Here is a 17,270-nt window from a genome sequence, read left to right on the forward strand (position 1 = left end):
GGCCAAGGGCAAAGCGAGCAAGGTGGCGCTCGTGGCGGTCATGCGCAAAATGCTGGTGATCCTCAACGCCCGTAAGCGAGACGCCGAGGTGGCCCTCGGCTGCCCCTGACAAGACAGTTGCTACTGGAGCGTCCAGGCGCTACAGCACGCTCGTCGGCCGGGCGCCGAATAAAGTGCAATCAGCGTGCCCAACGCGCTTCGATCGCGAACCGTCCACTCCCCACTGCGGCAATCCACAACAGCAACACACCCAGCGGCACTTCGCTCAGGTAGAAGAACCAGCTCAACCAATCCGGCACGCTCAGTCCCGCAGGAATGCGCGCGATGCCATCGGTCAGCGCTGCCACCGCACAGATCCCCGCCAGCAGCAGGGCCGAAGGCCGGCTGAGCAGGCCCAGCACCAGCAGGCCGCCCGCAATCCATTCAATGCCGCCGAGCACCGGCGCACTGAACACCGGGAACGGGATCCCCGCATCAACCAGCGTATGCACCATGCGTTCGCGGCCCGCATCGGTGAACACCTTGTTCCAGCCGGACACCCAGAACATCACCCCGGCGACGATGCGGGCGATCAACAGCAGGAACGCTTCCACGCCGTGACGCGGCGGCGGCACCGCAAACAGGCAACGCCAGGAGGGCATGGCAACTCCGGAAGTCGAGATCATCCATCGGAGTGTGCCGGTTATGGGCCTGCTCGCAGATGAAGCAATCCGGTCCATTTGCGACAGCCTGCTCTTGTGGAGTCGAGCCCTGCTCGACTGCCTCATGCATCGGAGCAGCAGCCGAGCAGGGCTCGACTCTACAAAAGGCGTGCGTCGGCCAGCAGAAGCTCGATTTCCTCCACCTGCACCACCGGCACCTGCCACGGATGATGCGGCACGATGCCCTGTTCGAAGATGCGCTGCAGCCGCTGCGGATCTCGCGGCAGGCAGAATTCCAGGCGTACGCTGTCGACCACTTCGGTGCGCCCCGCCTCACCCTGCACGGGCGACGCACCCACGCGCGGGCGGAACTGTTCGAACCCCGGCGCCGACCACCACATACCGTGCTCGTAGTCGCCGGCCGCCAACGCATCCACCGCCAGGATGCCCTGCTTCACAGCGCCCAGTGCTGCCGACGGCACGAAAACCACCACGCGGTACAGCGGCAGGCGTTGCATCGGGCAGCCTTACGGGTACAGCAGGCGCTTGCTCCAGCGCCCTTCGGCGCCGGCTTCATAGCACCAGCGTTCGTGCAGGCGGAACTGCGCGCCGTACCAGAACTCGATGCGGTCGGGCACCACGCGCAGGCCACTCCAGCCCTCCGGGCGCGGCACATCCTTGCCCTCGAAGCGGGCTTCGACCTCGGCCACGCGCGCATCGAATTCCTCGCGCGTTGCCAGCGTCTTCGACTGCTGCGAGGCCCACGCGCCGATCTGGCTCATGCGCGGGCGGCTGGCGAAATAGGCATCGGCTTCGGCATCGGCAACCTGCTCGACACGGCCTTCAATGCGCACCTGGATACCGGCCTCGCGCAGGCTGCGCCACAGGAACAACAGCGCGGCCTGCGGATTGGCCTGCAGTTCCTGGCCCTTGTGGCTGTCCATGTGGGTGTAGAACACGAAACCACGCTCGTCGAACGCCTTCAGCAGCACGGTACGTGCCGAGGGACGGCCGTGCGTATCGGCAGTGGCCACGGTCATCGCGTTCGGCTCGACCTCGCGGCTCTGTTTGGCTTCTTCGAACAGGCCGGCAAACGTGGACAGGGCTTCGGCGTACAGGTCGCTCATGATTGCGTTCTTCTCACACGGATTGGGCTATTGTGGCTGCATGGCCGCTGCTGCGTATATGCCCCAGGTGAAAGGATTCCCCGAAACATTGGCCGAACAGGTGCTGGACGATGCACTGGGCAACGCTGCAGCGGTTCCAGTATTGGCGATCAGCGGCCTGCAGGGGAGCGGCAAATCGACGCTGGCCGCGCAGGTGGTGGCGCGCGCCCAGTCGCGCGGCCTGAACGCCGCCACGCTGTCCATCGATGATGTCTACCTGACCCGCGCACAGCGGCAGCGTCTGGCCCGCCAGGTGCACCCGCTGCTGATCACCCGAGGCCCGCCGGGCACCCATGACCTGCCGTTGGCCCATGCAGTGCTGGACGCCGTGGCCACACGCCAGCCCTTCGCGATGCCTCGCTTCGACAAGCTGGCCGATGAACGCCTGCCCGAAGCGCACTGGCCGCAGCTGCAACGACCGCTGGACCTGCTGGTCTTCGAAGGCTGGTTCCTGGGCACCCCCGCGCAGGATGACGACGCGCTGGACAGCCCGTTGAACGCACTGGAGCGCGAAGCCGACGCCGATGGTCGCTGGCGGCGCTGGTGCAACCAGGCGCTGGCCCGCGACTACCCGGCGCTGTGGCAGCGCTGCGACCGCCTGTGGTTCCTGCAGCCGCCGGATTTCTCGGTGGTACCGCGCTGGCGCTGGCAGCAGGAGCAGAACCTGCAGGCCGCGCAGCCGGGCCGGCACGGCATGAGCCGGCCACAGCTGGAGCGCTTCGTGCAGTACTACGAGCGGGTCAGCCGCCAGGCGCTGCATGCCCTGCCCGCCATGGCCGACCACGTGGTGGTGCTGGACGGCCAGCGACAGGTGCAGGACGTGCGCTGAGCGCGCCTATTCCACCAGGAAGGTCACCCGCAGGTTGACCCGCCATTCGGTTATTTCGCCGCTGCCATTGGTCACCACCTTGGTCTCGTTCACCCAGGCGCCCTGGATGCCCTTGACCGTCTCGGAGACCTTCTTCAGACCGCTGCGCACGGCGTCCTCCACGCTTTTCGGCGAGGAGGCGGTGATTTCGATGACCTTGGCGACCGTCATGGCCTGTACTCCGGCTGGCGCGGGAGACCCCGCAGGAACGCCTACCCTGACGTGAAGAACGTAAAGGCCAGGGCACGGAGGTGTTAGCATCACAGGGCATGAATCCTGCTCCGAACCTGATCCTGATCGGCCCGATGGGCGCCGGCAAAACCTGCATCGGCCGCCGCCTGGCCGAGCGCTTCACGCTGGACTTCGTCGATGTCGACCAGGCCATCGTCGATGCCGCCGGCGCCAGCATCCCGACCATTTTCGAGCACTCCGGCGAAGCCGGCTTCCGCAGCCATGAACGCGAGGCGCTTGCCCGCGTGCTGGAAGGTCGCGGCCAGCTGGTCTCCACCGGTGGCGGCGCGGTGCTGGAACCTGGCAACCGCGCGTTGATCGCCCAGCGCGGCTTCGTGGTCTACCTGCGGGTCAGCGTGACCGCGCAGCTGGAACGCCTGGCCCGCGACAAAGGCAGGCCGCTGCTGCAGCGCCCGGATCGTGAGCAGGTGCTGCACGATCTGGCCGCGCACCGCGACCCGCTGTACCGCGAACTGGCCGACATCACCCTTGATACCGACCCGTACACCGCTGCCGACGCGACCGCCCACCTGGTGGTCAAGCTGGCCACGCAATGGCAGCGCCAGGACCTGACCCCATGACTTCCCCCGCCCTGCTGCAGGTCGCCGTCGGCGGCGACCGCCCTTACTCCATCACCATCGGCGCCGGTGCGCAGGCCGACGGCACCGCGCTGGCCTCGCATGTGCGTGGCCGCCACGTGCTTTTGCTCAGCGACAGCGAAGTGGCCCCGCGCTATCTGGATGCCGTGAAGCAGACCCTTCTGACCGCACGCCCCGACCTGATCGTCGGCGAGCATGTGCTGGCCGCGGGCGAAGCCTCCAAGACGCTGGCTGAATTCGGCCGTGCGATCGAAGCGCTGGCCGCGCTCGGCGCCACCCGCGACGCCTGCGTGTTCGCCCTCGGCGGCGGCGTGGTCGGTGATCTCGCCGGCTTCGCCGCGGCCTGCTGGATGCGCGGCGTGGACTGCGTGCAGCTGCCGACCACCCTGTTGGCGATGGTCGATTCGTCGGTGGGCGGCAAGACTGCGGTCGACATCCCGGCCGGCAAGAACCTGGTCGGCGCGTTCCATCCGCCGCGCGCGGTGATCGCCGATACCCGCGTGCTCGCCACCCTGCCGCCGCGCGAGCTGCGTGCCGGCCTGGCCGAAGTGGTGAAGTACGGCGCGCTGGCTGATGCCGTGTTCTTCGAATGGCTGCAGCAGCATGCCGATGCGCTGCTGGCCGGCGACGATGCGGTACTGGCCGAAGCCATCGCGCGAAGCTGCCGGCACAAGGCCGCCATCGTCGAGCGTGATCCGTTCGAGAAGGGCGAGCGCGCCCTGCTCAACCTCGGCCATACCTTCGGCCATGCCATCGAGACCGAGCAGGGCTACTCGGCCCCGGGCCGCGATGCACTGAACCACGGCGAGGCGGTGGCGGTGGGCATGGTGCTGGCCGCGAAGCTGTCCACCGATCTGGGCCTGGCCGACGATGCCGATCGCGCACGCCTGCAGGCGCTGCTGGAACGGCTCGGCCTGCCGGTGTCGATCCCGGCCGGGCTGGACCCGCAGGCCCTGCTCGGCCGCATGCGGCTGGACAAGAAGAATGTGGCCGGCCGTCTGCGCCTGGTGCTGTGGCGCGGCATGGGCCGCGCCGAAGTGGTGCCGGACGTAGATGAGGCGGCGGTGCTGAAGGTGCTGTCGGCCCGGTAGTGCCGGCCGCTGGCCGGCAACGTCAGCAACGAGGAAGCCCGCCAGCCGCCGGCACGACCGCGTTGCGGCCGGGGTCACCCTGGCCCCGCTACAATCGGCCCATGCACGTCTACCTGCAACATCCCGATGCCGGTGCGCAGGCACCGCGCTTCCTGCGCCTGAGCCTGCAGCCGGACCTGTTCGGCGGCTGGGAGCTGCTGCGCGAGAGCGGCCGCGTCGGCAACCGCTCGCAGCTGCGGCGCGAGCTGTTCCTGCAGGCTGACGAAGCCCGTCATGCCTTCGAGAAGGCCCGCGATGCCGAACTGCATCGCGGCTTCCAGATCCTCTCGCACGGCGACTGACGCCGCTGCCAACTTTCGTCCAAGGAATGCCCATCGTGACCAGCCCTCTCCGCAACGATCGCCTGCTGCGCGCCCTGCGCCGCGAACCGGTGGACTGCACCCCCGTCTGGCTGATGCGCCAGGCCGGCCGCTACCTGCCGGAGTACCGCGCAACCCGGGCCAAGGCCGGCAGCTTCCTGGCCATGGCCAAGAACCCGGAGATCGCCTGCGAAGTCACGCTGCAGCCGCTGCGCCGATTCCCGTTGGACGCAGCCATCCTGTTCTCGGACATCCTCACCATTCCCGATGCGATGGGCCTGGAGCTGTACTTCGTTGAAGGCGAAGGCCCGAAGTTCCGCCATCCGGTGCGTGACGAAGCGGCCATCGCCCGGCTGGCGGTACCGGACATGGAGCAGGACCTGGGCTATGTGATGGACGCAGTGCGCCTGATCCGTCGGGAGCTGGACGGCCAGGTACCGTTGATCGGCTTCTCCGGCAGCCCCTGGACACTGGCCTGCTACATGGTGGAAGGCGGCGGCAGCAAGGATTTCGCGCGCATCAAGGCAATGGCGCTGAACCATCCGCAGGCCCTGCACCGCCTGCTGGAGGTCACCACCGACGCGGTGATTGCGTACCTGGGCGCGCAGCGCGCGGCCGGTGCGCAGGCGCTGCAGGTGTTCGACACCTGGGGCGGCGTGCTGTCGCCGGCCATGTACCGCGAGTTCTCGCTGCGCTACCTGCAGCGCATCGCCGAGGGCCTGGAGCGCGGCGAAGGCAGCGAGCGCACGCCGCTGATCCTGTTCGGCAAGGGTACCGGCCTGCACTTGGAAGCGCTGTCGCAGACCGGCGCCGATGCACTGGGCCTGGACTGGACGCTGGACCTGGACGAGGCGATGCGCCGCACCGGTGGCCGCGTCGCGCTGCAGGGCAACCTCGACCCGACCACGCTGTACGCCTCGCCGGATGCGATCGCCGCAGCCGCAGCGCGGGTGCTCGACACCTACGCCGCCGGCAACGGCGGTTCGCGCGAGGGCCATGTGTTCAACCTCGGCCACGGCATGTCGCCGGACATGGACCCGGCCCACGTGCAGGTGCTGGTCGACGCGGTGCACGCGCACAGCCAGCGCTGAGCATTCGGCATACGGTTGCGGCGCGATGTTGATCGCGCCGTGACCCACAGTGCGCGATCATGGCATCCCCCACGCTGCACCGGCCGCACCCCATGTCCACATCGCCATCGACCTACAACCGCCAGCGCCCCCTGCTGTGGCTGGTGTCCTTGGCGATCTTCATGCAGATGCTGGACTCGACCATCGTCAACACGGCATTGCCGGCGATGGCGGCCAGCCTGGGCGAAAGCCCGCTGCAGATGCAGTCGGTGGTGTTCAGCTACGCGCTGGCGGTGGCCACCTTCATTCCCGCCTCGGGCTGGATCGCTGACCGCTACGGCACCCGTCGCACCTTCCTGGTGGCGATCATTCTGTTCACCCTCGGCTCGCTGGCCTGCGCGCTGGCCCAGCACCTGCACCAGCTGGTCGGTGCGCGCGTGCTGCAGGGCATCGGCGGCGCAATGCTGCTGCCGGTCGGCCGGCTGGCAGTGATGCGATCAGTGCCGCGCGAGGATTTCCTGCGCGCGATGAGCTTCATCGCCATCCCGGCCCTGGTCGGCCCGCTGATCGGCCCCACGCTGGGCGGCTGGCTGGTGGAGATCGCCTCGTGGCACTGGGTGTTCCTGATCAACCTGCCGATCGGCGTGATCGGATTCATCGCCGCGATGAAGATCATGCCCGACCACTACGCCAGCCATCGCACCCGTTTCGACCTGCGTGGCTACATCATGCTGGCCTTCGCGATGGTGGTGCTGTCACTGGCACTGGACGGCATCTCCGGACTGGGCACGCCACACGCGTTGGTGATGCTGATGACCGTTGCAGGGCTGGCGGCGCTGGTGGGTTACTGGCTGCACGCTGCCAATTCGACGGCGCCGTTGTTCTCGCTGGCGCTGTTCCGCGTACCCAGCTACCGCATCGGCATTCTCGGCAATCTTTTCTCGCGCATCGGCAGCAGCGCCATGCCGATGCTGATCCCGTTGCTGCTGCAGGTCGGCCTGGGCCTGGGCCCGATGAACGCCGGCCTGATGATGGTGCCGGTGGCAGCCGCCGGCATGGTCTCAAAGAAACTGGCGGTGAAGCTGGTGGAGCGCTACGGCTACCGTCGCGTGCTGATGGTCAACACCGTGCTGGTGGGCCTGGCGATGGCCAGCTTCATCCTGATGACACCCGGCCAGCACCTGGCCTGGCGCCTGTTGCAGCTTGCGTTCTTCGGCGCGGTCAATTCGCTGCAGTTCACCGTGATGAACACCGTGACCCTGCGCGATCTGGACCGTGAGTTCGCCAGTTCCGGCAACAGCCTGCTGTCGATGGTGATGATGCTCGCCGCCGGCTTTGGTGCTGCTGCGGCCGGCAGCCTGCTGGCCGCGTTCGGCAACCACCTGGACAGCAACAGCGCCACCGCCGCGCTGCATGCCACGTTCCTGTGCGTGGGCGCGATCACCCTGACCTCGACGATGATCTTCTGGCAGCTGCCCGATACCAAGCCGGAGCCACGGCAGGTCGAACACGTTGCGGAGTGAGGGTGCTTCGGCAGGGCCTGCGGCCCTGTACCTGCAGAGGCTTCAAGCCAAGGCAACAGCCGAAGCAAAAGCTGGCGTCCTGAGGGATGGCGGGGTGGATCCGGTTGCGGGAGACGCCGTAAACCCATCCCTGGGGGCTTGGCCGCGGCATCCATGCCGCGGACACTCCCGCAACCGGACCCACCCCGCCTTCGACAGAATTCTGCGATCTGCAGTAGATCCACGCCATGCGTGGATGCTTTTCGATCTCAATTCGACATATTCGATCTCGATGAAGATTCATCCACGCATGGCGTGGATCTACCCGATCGCGAAAATCTGTCAGAGGTGGGGCGGTGTGGGCTTGCAGGACCGTTGGCGCCATGGATGGCGCCATCGAGCCCCCATGGACGGGTTTACGGCGTGTCCTGCAAGCCCACACCGCCCCACCACCCACGGAATGCCTACTTTTGCCGTTGCTGTTGCCTTGGCTTGAAGCCTCTGCAGGTGCAGGGCTGCAAGCCCTGCAATAAACCCTACCTGCCCATCGCCCTGGCGATCGCTTCCACCAGCAGTTCACCGGTCACCGGCTTGCGCAGGAAACCACCGATGCCGGCCGCTTCCACCTGCTGCTGAAGGTCCGGATCGGTCCGTGCCGTCACGGCGAGCAGTGGCAGCATGTAGCCTTGGTTGCGCAGGTGCTGGGCCAGCTCGAAGCCGCTCAGGCCCGGCAGGTCCAGATCCAGCAGGCCGACGTCGAAATCCCCTGCGCTGATCTCGCGCAGTGCCGCCAGCGCATGGCCCGCATGCACCACTTCATGGCCGCGCGCACTCAACAGCCCGCGCACCACATCAGCCACGGTTGCATCATCCTCGACCAGCAGCACGCGCAATGGCGGCATGTTGGCCGCATCCTCGCGGTGCACTTCGCCCTCGGACTCTGCATTGGCATCGACCACCAGCGGCAACGGCAGGGTCACGCCAAAACACGTGCCGCGGCCGAGCTGGCTCTCCACCTGGATACGCCCCTGCATCGCCTGCGCCAGTTCGCGGCAGATCGCCAGGCCCAGGCCGCTGCCGCCGTACTGCGCCGCGGTGCGGGCGCCATCGGCCTGCTCGAAGCGGCGGAACAGGCGCTGCTGCTGTTCCTGGCTGATGCCCGGCCCGGTGTCGCGCACTTCGAAATGCAACGCGCGCAGCTCGCCGTCGCTGCGCGCATGCAGGGTGATGGTTCCGCGGCTGGTGAACTTGACCGCGTTGGAGAGCAGGTTGAGCAGGATCTGCCTTACCCGCATCGCATCGCCGGTCGCCTGCAGGCCAGGCGGCAACTGGTTGTCGAGGGTGAAGCGCAGGCCCTTCTGCGCTGCCAGCGGTCCCATCAGCGCGGCCAGGTCCTGCAGCAGGCAGCTCAGCGCGAACGGCTTGGACTGCAGCTCCAGCCGTCCGGATTCGATCCGTGCCAGGTCCAGTGCATCGTTGACCAGGTGAAGCAGGTGTTCGCCGGCGTGCCGGATCGACTGCGTGTAGCCGCGCTGCTGCGGGTCCAGCGGCGAGGCCAGCAGCAGTTCGCTCATGCCGAGCACACCGGTCATCGGCGTGCGGATTTCGTGGCCGAGATTGGCCAGGAAGCGGGTCTTGGCCGCCGAGGCCTGTTCGGCCAGTTCCTGTTTATGCAGTGCCAGCTGATAGGCATGGCGCCGCTGCAGGCGACGGCGATACAACCAGGCAAACCAACTGGTCAGCAGAAGCGCGATCGAGGCCAGCACCAGCAGCCCGGACAGGCTGCGCCACCACGGTGGCTGTACACGGAATTCCAGGCTCTGCACCCGCGACCAGACATGGTCGGCCGAGCGCGCCTGTACCTCCAGGCGGTAGCTGCCCGGCGGCAGGCGCGAGAACAGGCGCTCACCAGCCGGCCCCACTTCCACCCAATCGGGGTCGTAGCCGGCCAGGCGGTAGCGGTAGCTGTTGGAGGCCGAATCGGCGAATGACAACAATCGCGCGACGATGCGCAGGTCACGGTCACCATCGGCAATCTGCAAGGGCGTGTCGTGGGTCAGGTCGAGTACCTGCTCGTTGCGGCGGACTTCGACCCGTTCGATCACCAACGGCGCCCGCCGCACCGACGGCCGCACCTGTTCCGGGTCGAACACCACCACGCCGGCCGGGGTACCGGCCACCAGATGGCCATCGCCGGACATCGTCAACGTGTGCTCGCGGAACTCCTGGCTGGGCAGGCCGTCGTGCACGCCGTACAGGCGCACGCTCTGGCCGTCGGCGCCAACCCGGACCAGGCCGCGCGCACTGGTGGCCCAGGCCACGCCCTGTGCATCGACCACCAGCCCGGAGGCGGAGATTGCCGGGTAGCCCTGCTCCGCGCCGACCACGGCCTGCCGTTCAAGCCGGCCCTGGCTCCAGCGGTAGCGCGACAGGCGGCCATCCTCCGACAGCCAGACCTGGCCATCGCGGCCCACGTGCAACGCATGGATCGCGGTCGCCGGCGCGCCCGGCACCGGCTGGAAGCGCTCGCTTTCCGGCAGCCACTGCAGCAGGCCACGGCTACTGGCCAGCCAGATGTGGTCCTGCGGCCCGCATTCCACATCCAGGTTGAGCTGGCCCTGCTGCAGGCCGCGCTGGCCGTTTTCCAGCTGGCGGCGCAGGCGACCGTCGAGGTCACGCTGCTGCAGGCCTGCAGGCAACATCAACCATAGACTGTCGCCGTCACAGGTCATCATCGACTCGATGACCCCTTCCATGGTCGCGTCGGCCCCGGCATCACGGCCCCAGCGACGTAGCTCACGTCGCTTCGGGTCATAGCGCAGCAACGCATCGGTCGAGCCGATCCAGACCTGGCCACGGCGATCCTCGCGTACCGAGGACAGCCAGTACATGCCATTGACCCAGGTGCGGTGCTGCTCGATCTTGCCGGTCCTGGGATCGAACCGGTCCAGCGCGCCGTGGCTGCCGACCGTCCAGATGCCGCCATTGCTGGAAGGGCTGGTGCCGAGCACGAAGGCATTGCGCAGCGAACCGGTGTCGTCCTCCAATCGCGACAGCACCGAGAACTGCCACCAGCGCGGCAGCAGGTGCCACAGGCCGGCATTGGTACTGGCCAACCAGATGCCGCCTTCGCGGTCCTCGTAGGCGCCCGTCCAGTTCGGCCGCACCGGCCCGCGCGCAACGGCGCTGTACAGCGGAACGGTCTGGTACTGCCCATCCACGGCCCGACCAAGCCCGGTACGGGTATCCAACCAATGCCCGCCCTGTTCATCGCGCAGCATCATGCCGAGCACCTGCTCGCCCGGCGGCAGTTTCCAGGGCGGCGATTCAAAACGCCCGTCGGGGCGACGCACCGTGGCGCCGGCCATCGTGCTGATCCACAGGCTGCCATCGGGTTCGCTGGTCAATCCATTGATCAGCAGGCTGGGAATGACGTCGGTGCCGACCCGCTCGAAGTCGGTGCCGGTCCAGCGCGCCACGCCATGCTTGGTGCCGACCCACAGGCTGCCATCGGCCAGCGTAGCCAGGTACGGCACCGAGGCGGCAGGCAGGCTGCGGGGATTGTTGGCCTCGGGCAGGAAACGCTGCAGGCGGTCCTGGCTGTCCAGCCGGTACAGCCCACCTTCGTGGGTCCCGAACCAGATCGCACCGTCCGGCGTGGTCGCCAGGCTCCAGACCGTGTTGGTCCCCATCAACGGCTGGCTGCTGCGGTCGTAGAAATGCAGCTGGCGGCGGTCGGCCGACATCCGTACCAGGCCCGCGTTCTCGGTCCCGATCCAGAGCTGGTTGCGCGCATCGACCAGGACCGTCCAGATGCGGTTGTCGCGCAGGCCATCCTCAGAACGCCAGATCCGGTAGTTGCGCCCGTCGTAACGGGCCAGGCCGTCGTTGGTGGCGATCCACAGGTAGCCATAGCGGTCTTCGGCCATGCGGTTGACGGTATTGGACGGCAGGCCGTCGAATACCGTCACCTGGCGCGGGCTCGGTGGCACCGGCTGCGCGGCAGCGGGTGACAGGCCGCACAGGAGGATCAGCAGCAGCATTGCCGCCCGCAGATACACCACCGATTGCCTCCTCACGCTGCCTGATGATTCCCGCGCCGCGGGCGTCGGCATGGTAAACCGAAAGTCGCGCCGTTCACGCCCGGCGTCGACGTTTTCAAGGTGTGGTCTGTCGTTTGGCGCGAGCCTGGATGATCGCTGCCACCAGCATGTCGCCGGTCACCGGCTTGCGCAGGAAACCATCGAAACCGGCAGCGAGCACCTGCGATTCGGCATACGCATCGGAGCGGGCGGTCACCGCCACCAGTGGCAGTTCGTAGCCCAGGGTGCGCAGCTGGCGGGCGATCGCAGTGCCGTCCAGCGCAGGCAGGTCGAGATCGAGCAGGCCGACATCGAAGCCGTCGGTAGCGATCTCCGACAAAGCCCCCAGGCCATGCAGCACATGCACCACCTCATGGCCGCGGCTGCGCAGCAGGCCGGCGATGACCTCGGCCACGGTGGCATCGTCCTCCACCAGCAGGATGCGCAGTGGCGGCAGCATCGGCAGTGCCGGCGCTTCGCCCGTGGCGGCTGCCTGCCGGGTCCAGGGCAGCGGCAACCGCACCCGGAAACGCGCGCCCTTGCCTGGCTGGCTGTCCACTTCGATGCGCCCGCCCATCGCCACGGCCAGCTCCTGGCAGATCGCCAGGCCCAGCCCGCTTCCACCATAGCGCGAGGCCGTGCGCGGCCCCTCCGCCTGTTCGAATCGGTGGAACAGCCGCTCCTGCTGCTCGGCATTGATACCCGGACCACTGTCGTGCACTTCGAAGCAGAGACCGCCGCCGTTCTCTTCCAGGTGCACGGCCAGGCCGACATGACCGCGCTCGGTGAACTTGATGGCATTGCCCAGCAGGTTGAGCAGGATCTGCCGCACGCGCATCTCGTCGCCACTGACGCTGATCGGGCCGGGCGGATCGTCGCCACGCTGGAAATCCAGCTTGCGCTGTTTCGCCATGGGCTGCATCAGCGCCTGCACCTGGTCGAGCAGTCCGGCCAGGTCGAACGGACGCAGATCCAGCTCCAGTCGACCGGCTTCGATGCGCGCGAGGTCCAGCGCATCGTTGACCAACCGCAGCAGATGGCTGCCGGCCTGCTGGATGGAGCCGGCATAGCTGCGCTGCACCGGGTCCAGCGGTGTGGCCAGCAGCAACTCGCTCATGCCAAGCACGCCGGTCATCGGCGTGCGCACTTCATGCCCCAGCGTGGCCAGGAACCGGCTCTTGGCCTGCGAGGCCTGTTCGGCCAGCTCCTGCTTGTGCACGGTCAGTTGCCATTGCTGGCGACGGCGCAGGCGCGCACGGATCGACCAGACCAGGACGAGCAGCAGCAGCGAACCGATCAGGATGTAGCCGAAGATCGCCATGCCGCTGCGCCACCAGGGTGGCAGCACCTTCACCTGCAGCTGCTGCGAAGGCGTCCATGCACCATTGGCGGTGGCCGCCTGCACTTCGATGACGTAGCTGCCGGTCGGCAGTCGCGACAGCGTACGCTGGCCGTCGCCGCCCTGCTCCACCCAGTTCTGGTCATACCCGCGTACCCGGAAGCGGTAGCGGTTGCCCTGGGGATTGGCATACGACAACAACCGTGCATCGATCTGCAGGTCGCGATCATCCGGTCCCAGCAGCAGGGTGCCGGTGTTCGGCAGCGGCTGCCAGCCGCGTGCATCGTCGCGGCGCACGCGCACCTCGGCAATCACCAGCGACGACCCGGGCAGCACCGCGTCGTCGGCATTCACGTCGAATGCAACCAGGCCGGTCTGGGCAACGGCCAGCACGCGACCATCGGCATTCACCGCTGGCGGCCGGCTGGTGAACTCGGCATCGGACAGGCCATCGCGTTCATTGAACAACTGCAGGCGCCGGACTTTCGGGTCCCAGCGCAGCAGGCCGCGCGGCGTGGTCGCCCACACCCGGCCATTGTCGGCCAATGCCAGGCCGCCCATGCTGACCGGCGGCACACCGGCGCTTCCATCAATGCGCTGGATCAGGCGCAGGCTCATGCCATCCCACTGGTAGCGCTCCAGCGCGCCCTGGCGGGCCAGCCACAACTGCTGCGGATCTACCCACACCAGGTCGTAGATCAGCCCGCGCGAGACCCCCGGCACCGCTTCGAAGCGACCGGCCTGCTCACGCCAGATGCCCATGTCGCCCATCACCCACGCCTTGCCATGGGCATCGAAGCGGATCTGCTCGATGGGTGAGTCGGCCGCCTTGCGGAAATCGTCGAGAGGATAGCTGCGCAGCACCCGGCCCTCCGCACTGCGCTGCTGCAGGCCCAGGTTCATCACCGAAAGCCAGACCGTGCCATCGGGTGCCTGCCGCATCAGGTCGATGCGCTGGCGCAGATCGGCGCCTCCACCGATGTGCCAGTCGTGCAGCGCGCGGGTGGCCGGGTCATACACGCTGATGCGGCCGGCACGCCCCAGCCACAGGCGCCCGTCCGACCGCGGCAGTACCGACCACACCGCACCGCTGCCGATCTCGCGGTCGCTGGCCAGCAGGCGCAACCTGCCGTGCGCGTCCAGCTGATACACGCCGTGCGCCGAACCCACGTAGTAGTTCTGGCCATCACTGGCCGCGCCCAGCAGGTACTGGCTGTCCAGCGGCTTGCCATCGAGCTGGTTCCAGATCGAGAAGCGGCGCCAGTCCGGCGGGAGGTAGGCCAGTCCCTGGGTCAGCAGGGCGACCCACAATCCGCCTTTATGGTCCTGCAGCAGATCGAGCACACCGCTCTGTGCAGTGAGGAAACCACTGCCGCGGTCGCCGTCGAGCCGCCATAGCGCACTTGCGTCGCCACGCAGCAGGCCATCGGACGTGCCCGCCCAGTAGCCGCCCTGGCGATCGGCCAGCACCAGCGCCGAGCGCAGGCCGGCGCTGTCGCTCCAGCGCGGACGACTGACCCGGTCCTGCGCATCGATGCGGTACAGGCCATCGTTCTGGCTGCCGACCCAGATCGAGCCATCCGGATCGCGGCTCATCCGCAGCACGCTCAATGCGCCCAGCGCGTGCGGTGCCACGGGCTCGAAGTCACGGCCATTCCAGCGTGCGACGCCGGCCTCGGTACCGATCCACAGGCGCCCCCGCGCATCGACCAGGCTGCTGTAGATGGTGTTGCTGGGCAGGCCGTCGGCACGGGCCGGGTCGTGCTTGAAGAAGCGCAGGCTGCCGTCCTCCCCGAACCGGCAGATACCCTGGCTGCTGGTGCCGATCCACAACGCATCCCCGGCGTAGGCCAGCGTCCAGAACTGGCCCAGGCACGGACCATTGACCGCATCGAAGGTCTTGAACCGCTCGCGGTCGGCATCCAGGCGGGCCACGCCCTTGCCATTGATGCCCACCCACACACGGTCCAGCGGATCGACCAGCAGGGTCTCGATCTCGTTGCCGGGCAACGAACCGGGCTGTTCCGGGTCATGTTCCCAGACCCGCAGCGAGCTGCCGTCGTAGCGCACCAGACCGCCATCGGTTGCGGCCCAGACATGGCCCTGGCGGTCCTCGGCCAGCGCCAGCACCATGCGCGAAGGCATGCCTTCGGCGGCACCGAAGCGCCGCAGGCGTGGTGTTTCTGCCATGTCCAGGGCTGCAGCCGCCGTGGCAGACGCCAACAGCAGCAGCCCCGTTGCCGCGATGCCCAGGCACCACAGGCGCCAGCTGCTCGTCATCCTGAACCCCCTGTCCTGTCCCGATTGTCACACAGGGCCGGGGTCATGGCTGCAACAGCCTGTTGCCGGGGCAGGACCACCACGAACTGTTGCAGCCATGCACGCATCCTTGGCAGGGGCCTGTGCGTATGATCACAGCGTCCCCCTTCCGGAGCCCGCCATCGATGCGTCCCTGCCTGGCCCTGCTGCCGATGCTGCTCGCCACCGCTCCCGCCTGGGCGGATGCAGATACCTATCGCCTCGATCCGGTGCACACGCGTGTACTGTTCAGCATCGACCACGCGGGCTACTCGCAGGCGATGGGCACGGTCTCCGGCAGTGAGGGCCGCCTGCAGTTCGATCCCGACAACTGGCGCGAGGCCACACTGGATGTCGAGGTCCCCGTGTCGCGATTGGACCTTGGCGATGCCAAATGGAACCAGGCCACGCTGGCCCGCAGCCTTCTGGATGGCGAGCGTTTCCCGAAGGCACATTTCGTCTCCAGCCGGGTCGAACCGATCGATGCCAAGCGCGCCCGCGTGATCGGCACCCTGACCCTGCGCGGGGTCAGCCAGGAGATCACGCTGGACGTGACCCTCAACGCCATCAAGCGCTACCCCCTCCCCCCGTTCCGACGCACCGCCGGTTTTTCCGCCAGCACCACGCTGAGCCGGCGCGCGTTCGGCATCACCGCCTGGCCGGGCGTCATCGGTGATGCAGTACAGCTGAGGATCGAGGCCGAAGCCACCCTCGACCGCAGCGACGCCCCGGGAACTCCCGCTCCCGTTCCACACTCCGACCCCAAGACGGCCCCCTAGAGGACCCTTCATGACCGCCAAGAACACCCCCGCCGCCTGGGGGAGTGTCAGCCAGATCCTGCATTGGTTGATCGCATTGCTGATCCTCGCCCTGGGCGTGGTCGGCCTGACCATGGGCGAACTGCCCAAGACCCCCAAGTATTTCTGGGTCTATACCGCGCACAAGTCGATCGGCATCACCGTGCTGGCGCTCGTGCTCTTCCGCCTCGGCTGGCGCCTGTATGCCGGTGCCCCCAAGCCGGTGCCGGGCGTGCCCAGCTGGCAGGAACGCATCGCCAGTGCCACCCACGTGCTGCTGTATGTGCTGATGTTCGCCATCCCGCTGTCGGGCTGGCTGTACGACTCGGCCAGCGGCCTGCGCCCGTTCCGCTGGTTCGGCCTGGTCGACGTGCCCAAGCTGAGCGGTCCCGACCCGCAGGTGGTCGCGGTATCGCATGCCATCCACGAGTACGGCTTCTGGCTGTTGATCGCGGTGGTGCTGGCCCATGCCGGCGCTGCCTTCTACCACCACCTGTTCCAGCGCGATGCGACCTTGTCCCGCATGTTGCCGCGCGGCTGGCTTGCCTCCCCTCAGAAGGACTGACCGATGAACCTGAAACTGACCACTCCGGCCGCCGTGGCCGCCGCCCTGGCCGGCATGCTGGCCACCACCCCGGTGTTCGCCGCCGACTACGCACAGGCGCCCGGCGCCGGCTCGATCCTGGTGTTCGCCACCAAGTACGACGGCGAAGTGTTTACCGGCAGCTTCCCGGGCTTTGCCACCAAGCTCAGCTTCGACCCGGCCAATCCTGCCGCCGGTTCGCTGGACGTGGTGATCCCGCTGGCCGGCGCCAAGAGCGGCAACAGCGACCGTGACTCGACCCTGCAGACCGCCGACTTCTTCAATGTTGGCAAGTTCGCCACCGCACGCTACACCGCCAAGGGCTTCCGCGCGGTGGGCAATGATCAGTTCGCCGCCGATGGCACACTGGAACTGCGAGGCGTCAGCAAGCCGGTCACCCTCACCTTCACCTGGAAGCCGGGCACCCAGCCGGTGCTGACCGGCAAGGCCACGGTCAAGCGCCTGGACTTCGGCGTCGGCGGCGGCGACTGGGCCGACACCAAGACCATCCCGGACGAAACCGCGATCAGCACGATCGTGAAGTTCGACGCGAAATAAACCGCCTCTGGTAGTGCCGGCCGCTGGCCGGCATCACCGGGCATCGCGGGGTTGCCGGCCAGCGGCCGGCACCACCGATCGACGGC

The 17,270-nt window shown here is 67.8% G+C and carries 15 protein-coding genes and 1 pseudogene; 10 read left to right on the top strand and 6 right to left on the bottom strand.

What is annotated here, in order from left to right; translation table 11 throughout:
• Nucleotides 1-109: pseudogene (locus H4O10_RS21585) on the top strand (IS110 family transposase); the annotation flags it as partial.
• A 70-nt stretch (nt 110-179) separates the two neighbouring features.
• On the opposite strand, the gene H4O10_RS21590 reads toward H4O10_RS21585, so the two are convergent.
• The 3 genes from H4O10_RS21590 to pdxH all read right to left on the bottom strand — a co-directional run bounded on the left by H4O10_RS21590 (nt 180) and on the right by pdxH (nt 1,768).
• Nucleotides 180-641, bottom strand: a complete 462-nt coding sequence (locus tag H4O10_RS21590; protein WP_049404538.1) for a DoxX family protein — start codon at nt 639-641, stop codon at nt 180-182.
• Nucleotides 642-799: 158 nt separating this feature from the next.
• The gene (locus H4O10_RS21595) at nt 800-1,159 is read right to left on the bottom strand and encodes a hypothetical protein (RefSeq protein ID WP_033835388.1); all 360 of its coding nucleotides are present in this window, start codon (nt 1,157-1,159) and stop codon (nt 800-802) included.
• 9 nt (nt 1,160-1,168) lie between these two features.
• The gene (gene pdxH / locus H4O10_RS21600) at nt 1,169-1,768 is read right to left on the bottom strand and encodes a pyridoxamine 5'-phosphate oxidase (RefSeq protein ID WP_033835389.1); all 600 of its coding nucleotides are present in this window, start codon (nt 1,766-1,768) and stop codon (nt 1,169-1,171) included.
• Nucleotides 1,769-1,808: 40 nt separating this feature from the next.
• On the opposite strand from pdxH, the gene H4O10_RS21605 reads away from it, so the two are divergent.
• Complete coding sequence (locus H4O10_RS21605; RefSeq protein ID WP_049454655.1) at nt 1,809-2,636, top strand: kinase; 828 nt, start codon at nt 1,809-1,811, stop codon at nt 2,634-2,636.
• A gap of 6 nt (nt 2,637-2,642) precedes the next feature.
• Here the strand turns inward: H4O10_RS21605 and H4O10_RS21610 are convergent, their stop codons facing one another.
• Nucleotides 2,643-2,846, bottom strand: coding sequence for a dodecin family protein (locus H4O10_RS21610; protein WP_005410663.1), 204 nt, complete (start codon nt 2,844-2,846; stop codon nt 2,643-2,645).
• 98 nt (nt 2,847-2,944) lie between these two features.
• Between H4O10_RS21610 and H4O10_RS21615 the strand changes: the two genes are divergently transcribed.
• The 5 genes from H4O10_RS21615 (at nt 2,945) to mdtD (ending at nt 7,548) form a co-directional block, all read left to right on the top strand.
• The gene (locus H4O10_RS21615; protein ID WP_049431684.1) at nt 2,945-3,487 is read left to right on the top strand and encodes a shikimate kinase; all 543 of its coding nucleotides are present in this window, start codon (nt 2,945-2,947) and stop codon (nt 3,485-3,487) included.
• Nucleotides 3,484-4,596 carry a 3-dehydroquinate synthase gene (gene aroB / locus H4O10_RS21620; RefSeq protein ID WP_049454652.1) on the top strand — a complete coding sequence of 371 codons (1,113 nt, stop codon included), beginning with the start codon at nt 3,484-3,486 and terminating at the stop codon, nt 4,594-4,596. Before H4O10_RS21615 ends, aroB begins: the two co-directional genes overlap by 4 nt.
• Before the next feature lie 101 nt (nt 4,597-4,697).
• Nucleotides 4,698-4,937, top strand: coding sequence for a WGR domain-containing protein (locus H4O10_RS21625; protein ID WP_005410666.1), 240 nt, complete (start codon nt 4,698-4,700; stop codon nt 4,935-4,937).
• A gap of 26 nt (nt 4,938-4,963) precedes the next feature.
• Nucleotides 4,964-6,046, top strand: coding sequence for a uroporphyrinogen decarboxylase (gene hemE / locus H4O10_RS21630; protein WP_012481016.1), 1,083 nt, complete (start codon nt 4,964-4,966; stop codon nt 6,044-6,046).
• Nucleotides 6,047-6,138: 92 nt separating this feature from the next.
• Complete coding sequence (gene mdtD, locus H4O10_RS21635; protein ID WP_010482759.1) at nt 6,139-7,548, top strand: multidrug transporter subunit MdtD; 1,410 nt, start codon at nt 6,139-6,141, stop codon at nt 7,546-7,548.
• Between the two features lie 515 nt (nt 7,549-8,063).
• Here mdtD and H4O10_RS21640 read toward each other — a convergent pair.
• The gene (locus H4O10_RS21640) at nt 8,064-11,591 is read right to left on the bottom strand and encodes a hybrid sensor histidine kinase/response regulator (RefSeq protein ID WP_033835392.1); all 3,528 of its coding nucleotides are present in this window, start codon (nt 11,589-11,591) and stop codon (nt 8,064-8,066) included.
• A gap of 94 nt (nt 11,592-11,685) precedes the next feature.
• Complete coding sequence (locus tag H4O10_RS21645) at nt 11,686-15,228, bottom strand: ATP-binding protein (protein ID WP_182681066.1); 3,543 nt, start codon at nt 15,226-15,228, stop codon at nt 11,686-11,688.
• 164 nt (nt 15,229-15,392) lie between these two features.
• Between H4O10_RS21645 and H4O10_RS21650 the strand changes: the two genes are divergently transcribed.
• Genes H4O10_RS21650 through H4O10_RS21660 form a run of 3 tightly spaced genes read left to right on the top strand, consistent with a single transcriptional unit; the run spans nt 15,393 to nt 17,184 of the window.
• The gene (locus H4O10_RS21650; RefSeq protein ID WP_049453681.1) at nt 15,393-16,025 is read left to right on the top strand and encodes a YceI family protein; all 633 of its coding nucleotides are present in this window, start codon (nt 15,393-15,395) and stop codon (nt 16,023-16,025) included.
• Between the two features lie 10 nt (nt 16,026-16,035).
• Entirely contained in the window at nt 16,036-16,608 is a 573-nt protein-coding gene (locus H4O10_RS21655) for a cytochrome b (RefSeq protein WP_005410672.1), read from the top strand.
• Nucleotides 16,609-16,611: 3 nt separating this feature from the next.
• On the top strand, nt 16,612-17,184 hold the full coding sequence (locus H4O10_RS21660; protein ID WP_005414145.1) for a YceI family protein: 573 nt from the start codon (nt 16,612-16,614) through the stop codon (nt 17,182-17,184).
• The last annotated feature ends 86 nt before the right edge of the window (nt 17,185-17,270 follow it).

The sequence above is a fragment of the Stenotrophomonas sp. I18B00994 genome (genome assembly GCF_014145825.1).
In the GTDB taxonomy this organism is placed as follows: Bacteria; Pseudomonadota; Gammaproteobacteria; order Xanthomonadales; family Xanthomonadaceae; genus Stenotrophomonas; species Stenotrophomonas maltophilia.

Excerpts from the sequence above, each read along its gene's own strand:
- H4O10_RS21590 (WP_049404538.1), bottom strand. The coding sequence starts at position 641 with ATGCCCTCCTGGCGTTGCCTGTTTGCGGTGCCGCCGCCGCGTCACGGC.
- H4O10_RS21655 (WP_005410672.1), top strand. The coding sequence starts at position 16,036 with ATGACCGCCAAGAACACCCCCGCCGCCTGGGGGAGTGTCAGCCAGATC.
- H4O10_RS21605 (WP_049454655.1), top strand. The coding sequence starts at position 1,809 with ATGGCCGCTGCTGCGTATATGCCCCAGGTGAAAGGATTCCCCGAAACA.
- H4O10_RS21615 (WP_049431684.1), top strand. The coding sequence starts at position 2,945 with ATGAATCCTGCTCCGAACCTGATCCTGATCGGCCCGATGGGCGCCGGC.
- H4O10_RS21595 (WP_033835388.1), bottom strand. The coding sequence starts at position 1,159 with ATGCAACGCCTGCCGCTGTACCGCGTGGTGGTTTTCGTGCCGTCGGCA.
- H4O10_RS21645 (WP_182681066.1), bottom strand. The coding sequence starts at position 15,228 with ATGACGAGCAGCTGGCGCCTGTGGTGCCTGGGCATCGCGGCAACGGGG.
- hemE (WP_012481016.1), top strand. The coding sequence starts at position 4,964 with ATGCCCATCGTGACCAGCCCTCTCCGCAACGATCGCCTGCTGCGCGCC.
- mdtD (WP_010482759.1), top strand. The coding sequence starts at position 6,139 with ATGTCCACATCGCCATCGACCTACAACCGCCAGCGCCCCCTGCTGTGG.
- H4O10_RS21625 (WP_005410666.1), top strand. The coding sequence starts at position 4,698 with ATGCACGTCTACCTGCAACATCCCGATGCCGGTGCGCAGGCACCGCGC.
- pdxH (WP_033835389.1), bottom strand. The coding sequence starts at position 1,768 with ATGAGCGACCTGTACGCCGAAGCCCTGTCCACGTTTGCCGGCCTGTTC.
- H4O10_RS21660 (WP_005414145.1), top strand. The coding sequence starts at position 16,612 with ATGAACCTGAAACTGACCACTCCGGCCGCCGTGGCCGCCGCCCTGGCC.
- H4O10_RS21650 (WP_049453681.1), top strand. The coding sequence starts at position 15,393 with ATGCGTCCCTGCCTGGCCCTGCTGCCGATGCTGCTCGCCACCGCTCCC.
- aroB (WP_049454652.1), top strand. The coding sequence starts at position 3,484 with ATGACTTCCCCCGCCCTGCTGCAGGTCGCCGTCGGCGGCGACCGCCCT.
- H4O10_RS21610 (WP_005410663.1), bottom strand. The coding sequence starts at position 2,846 with ATGACGGTCGCCAAGGTCATCGAAATCACCGCCTCCTCGCCGAAAAGC.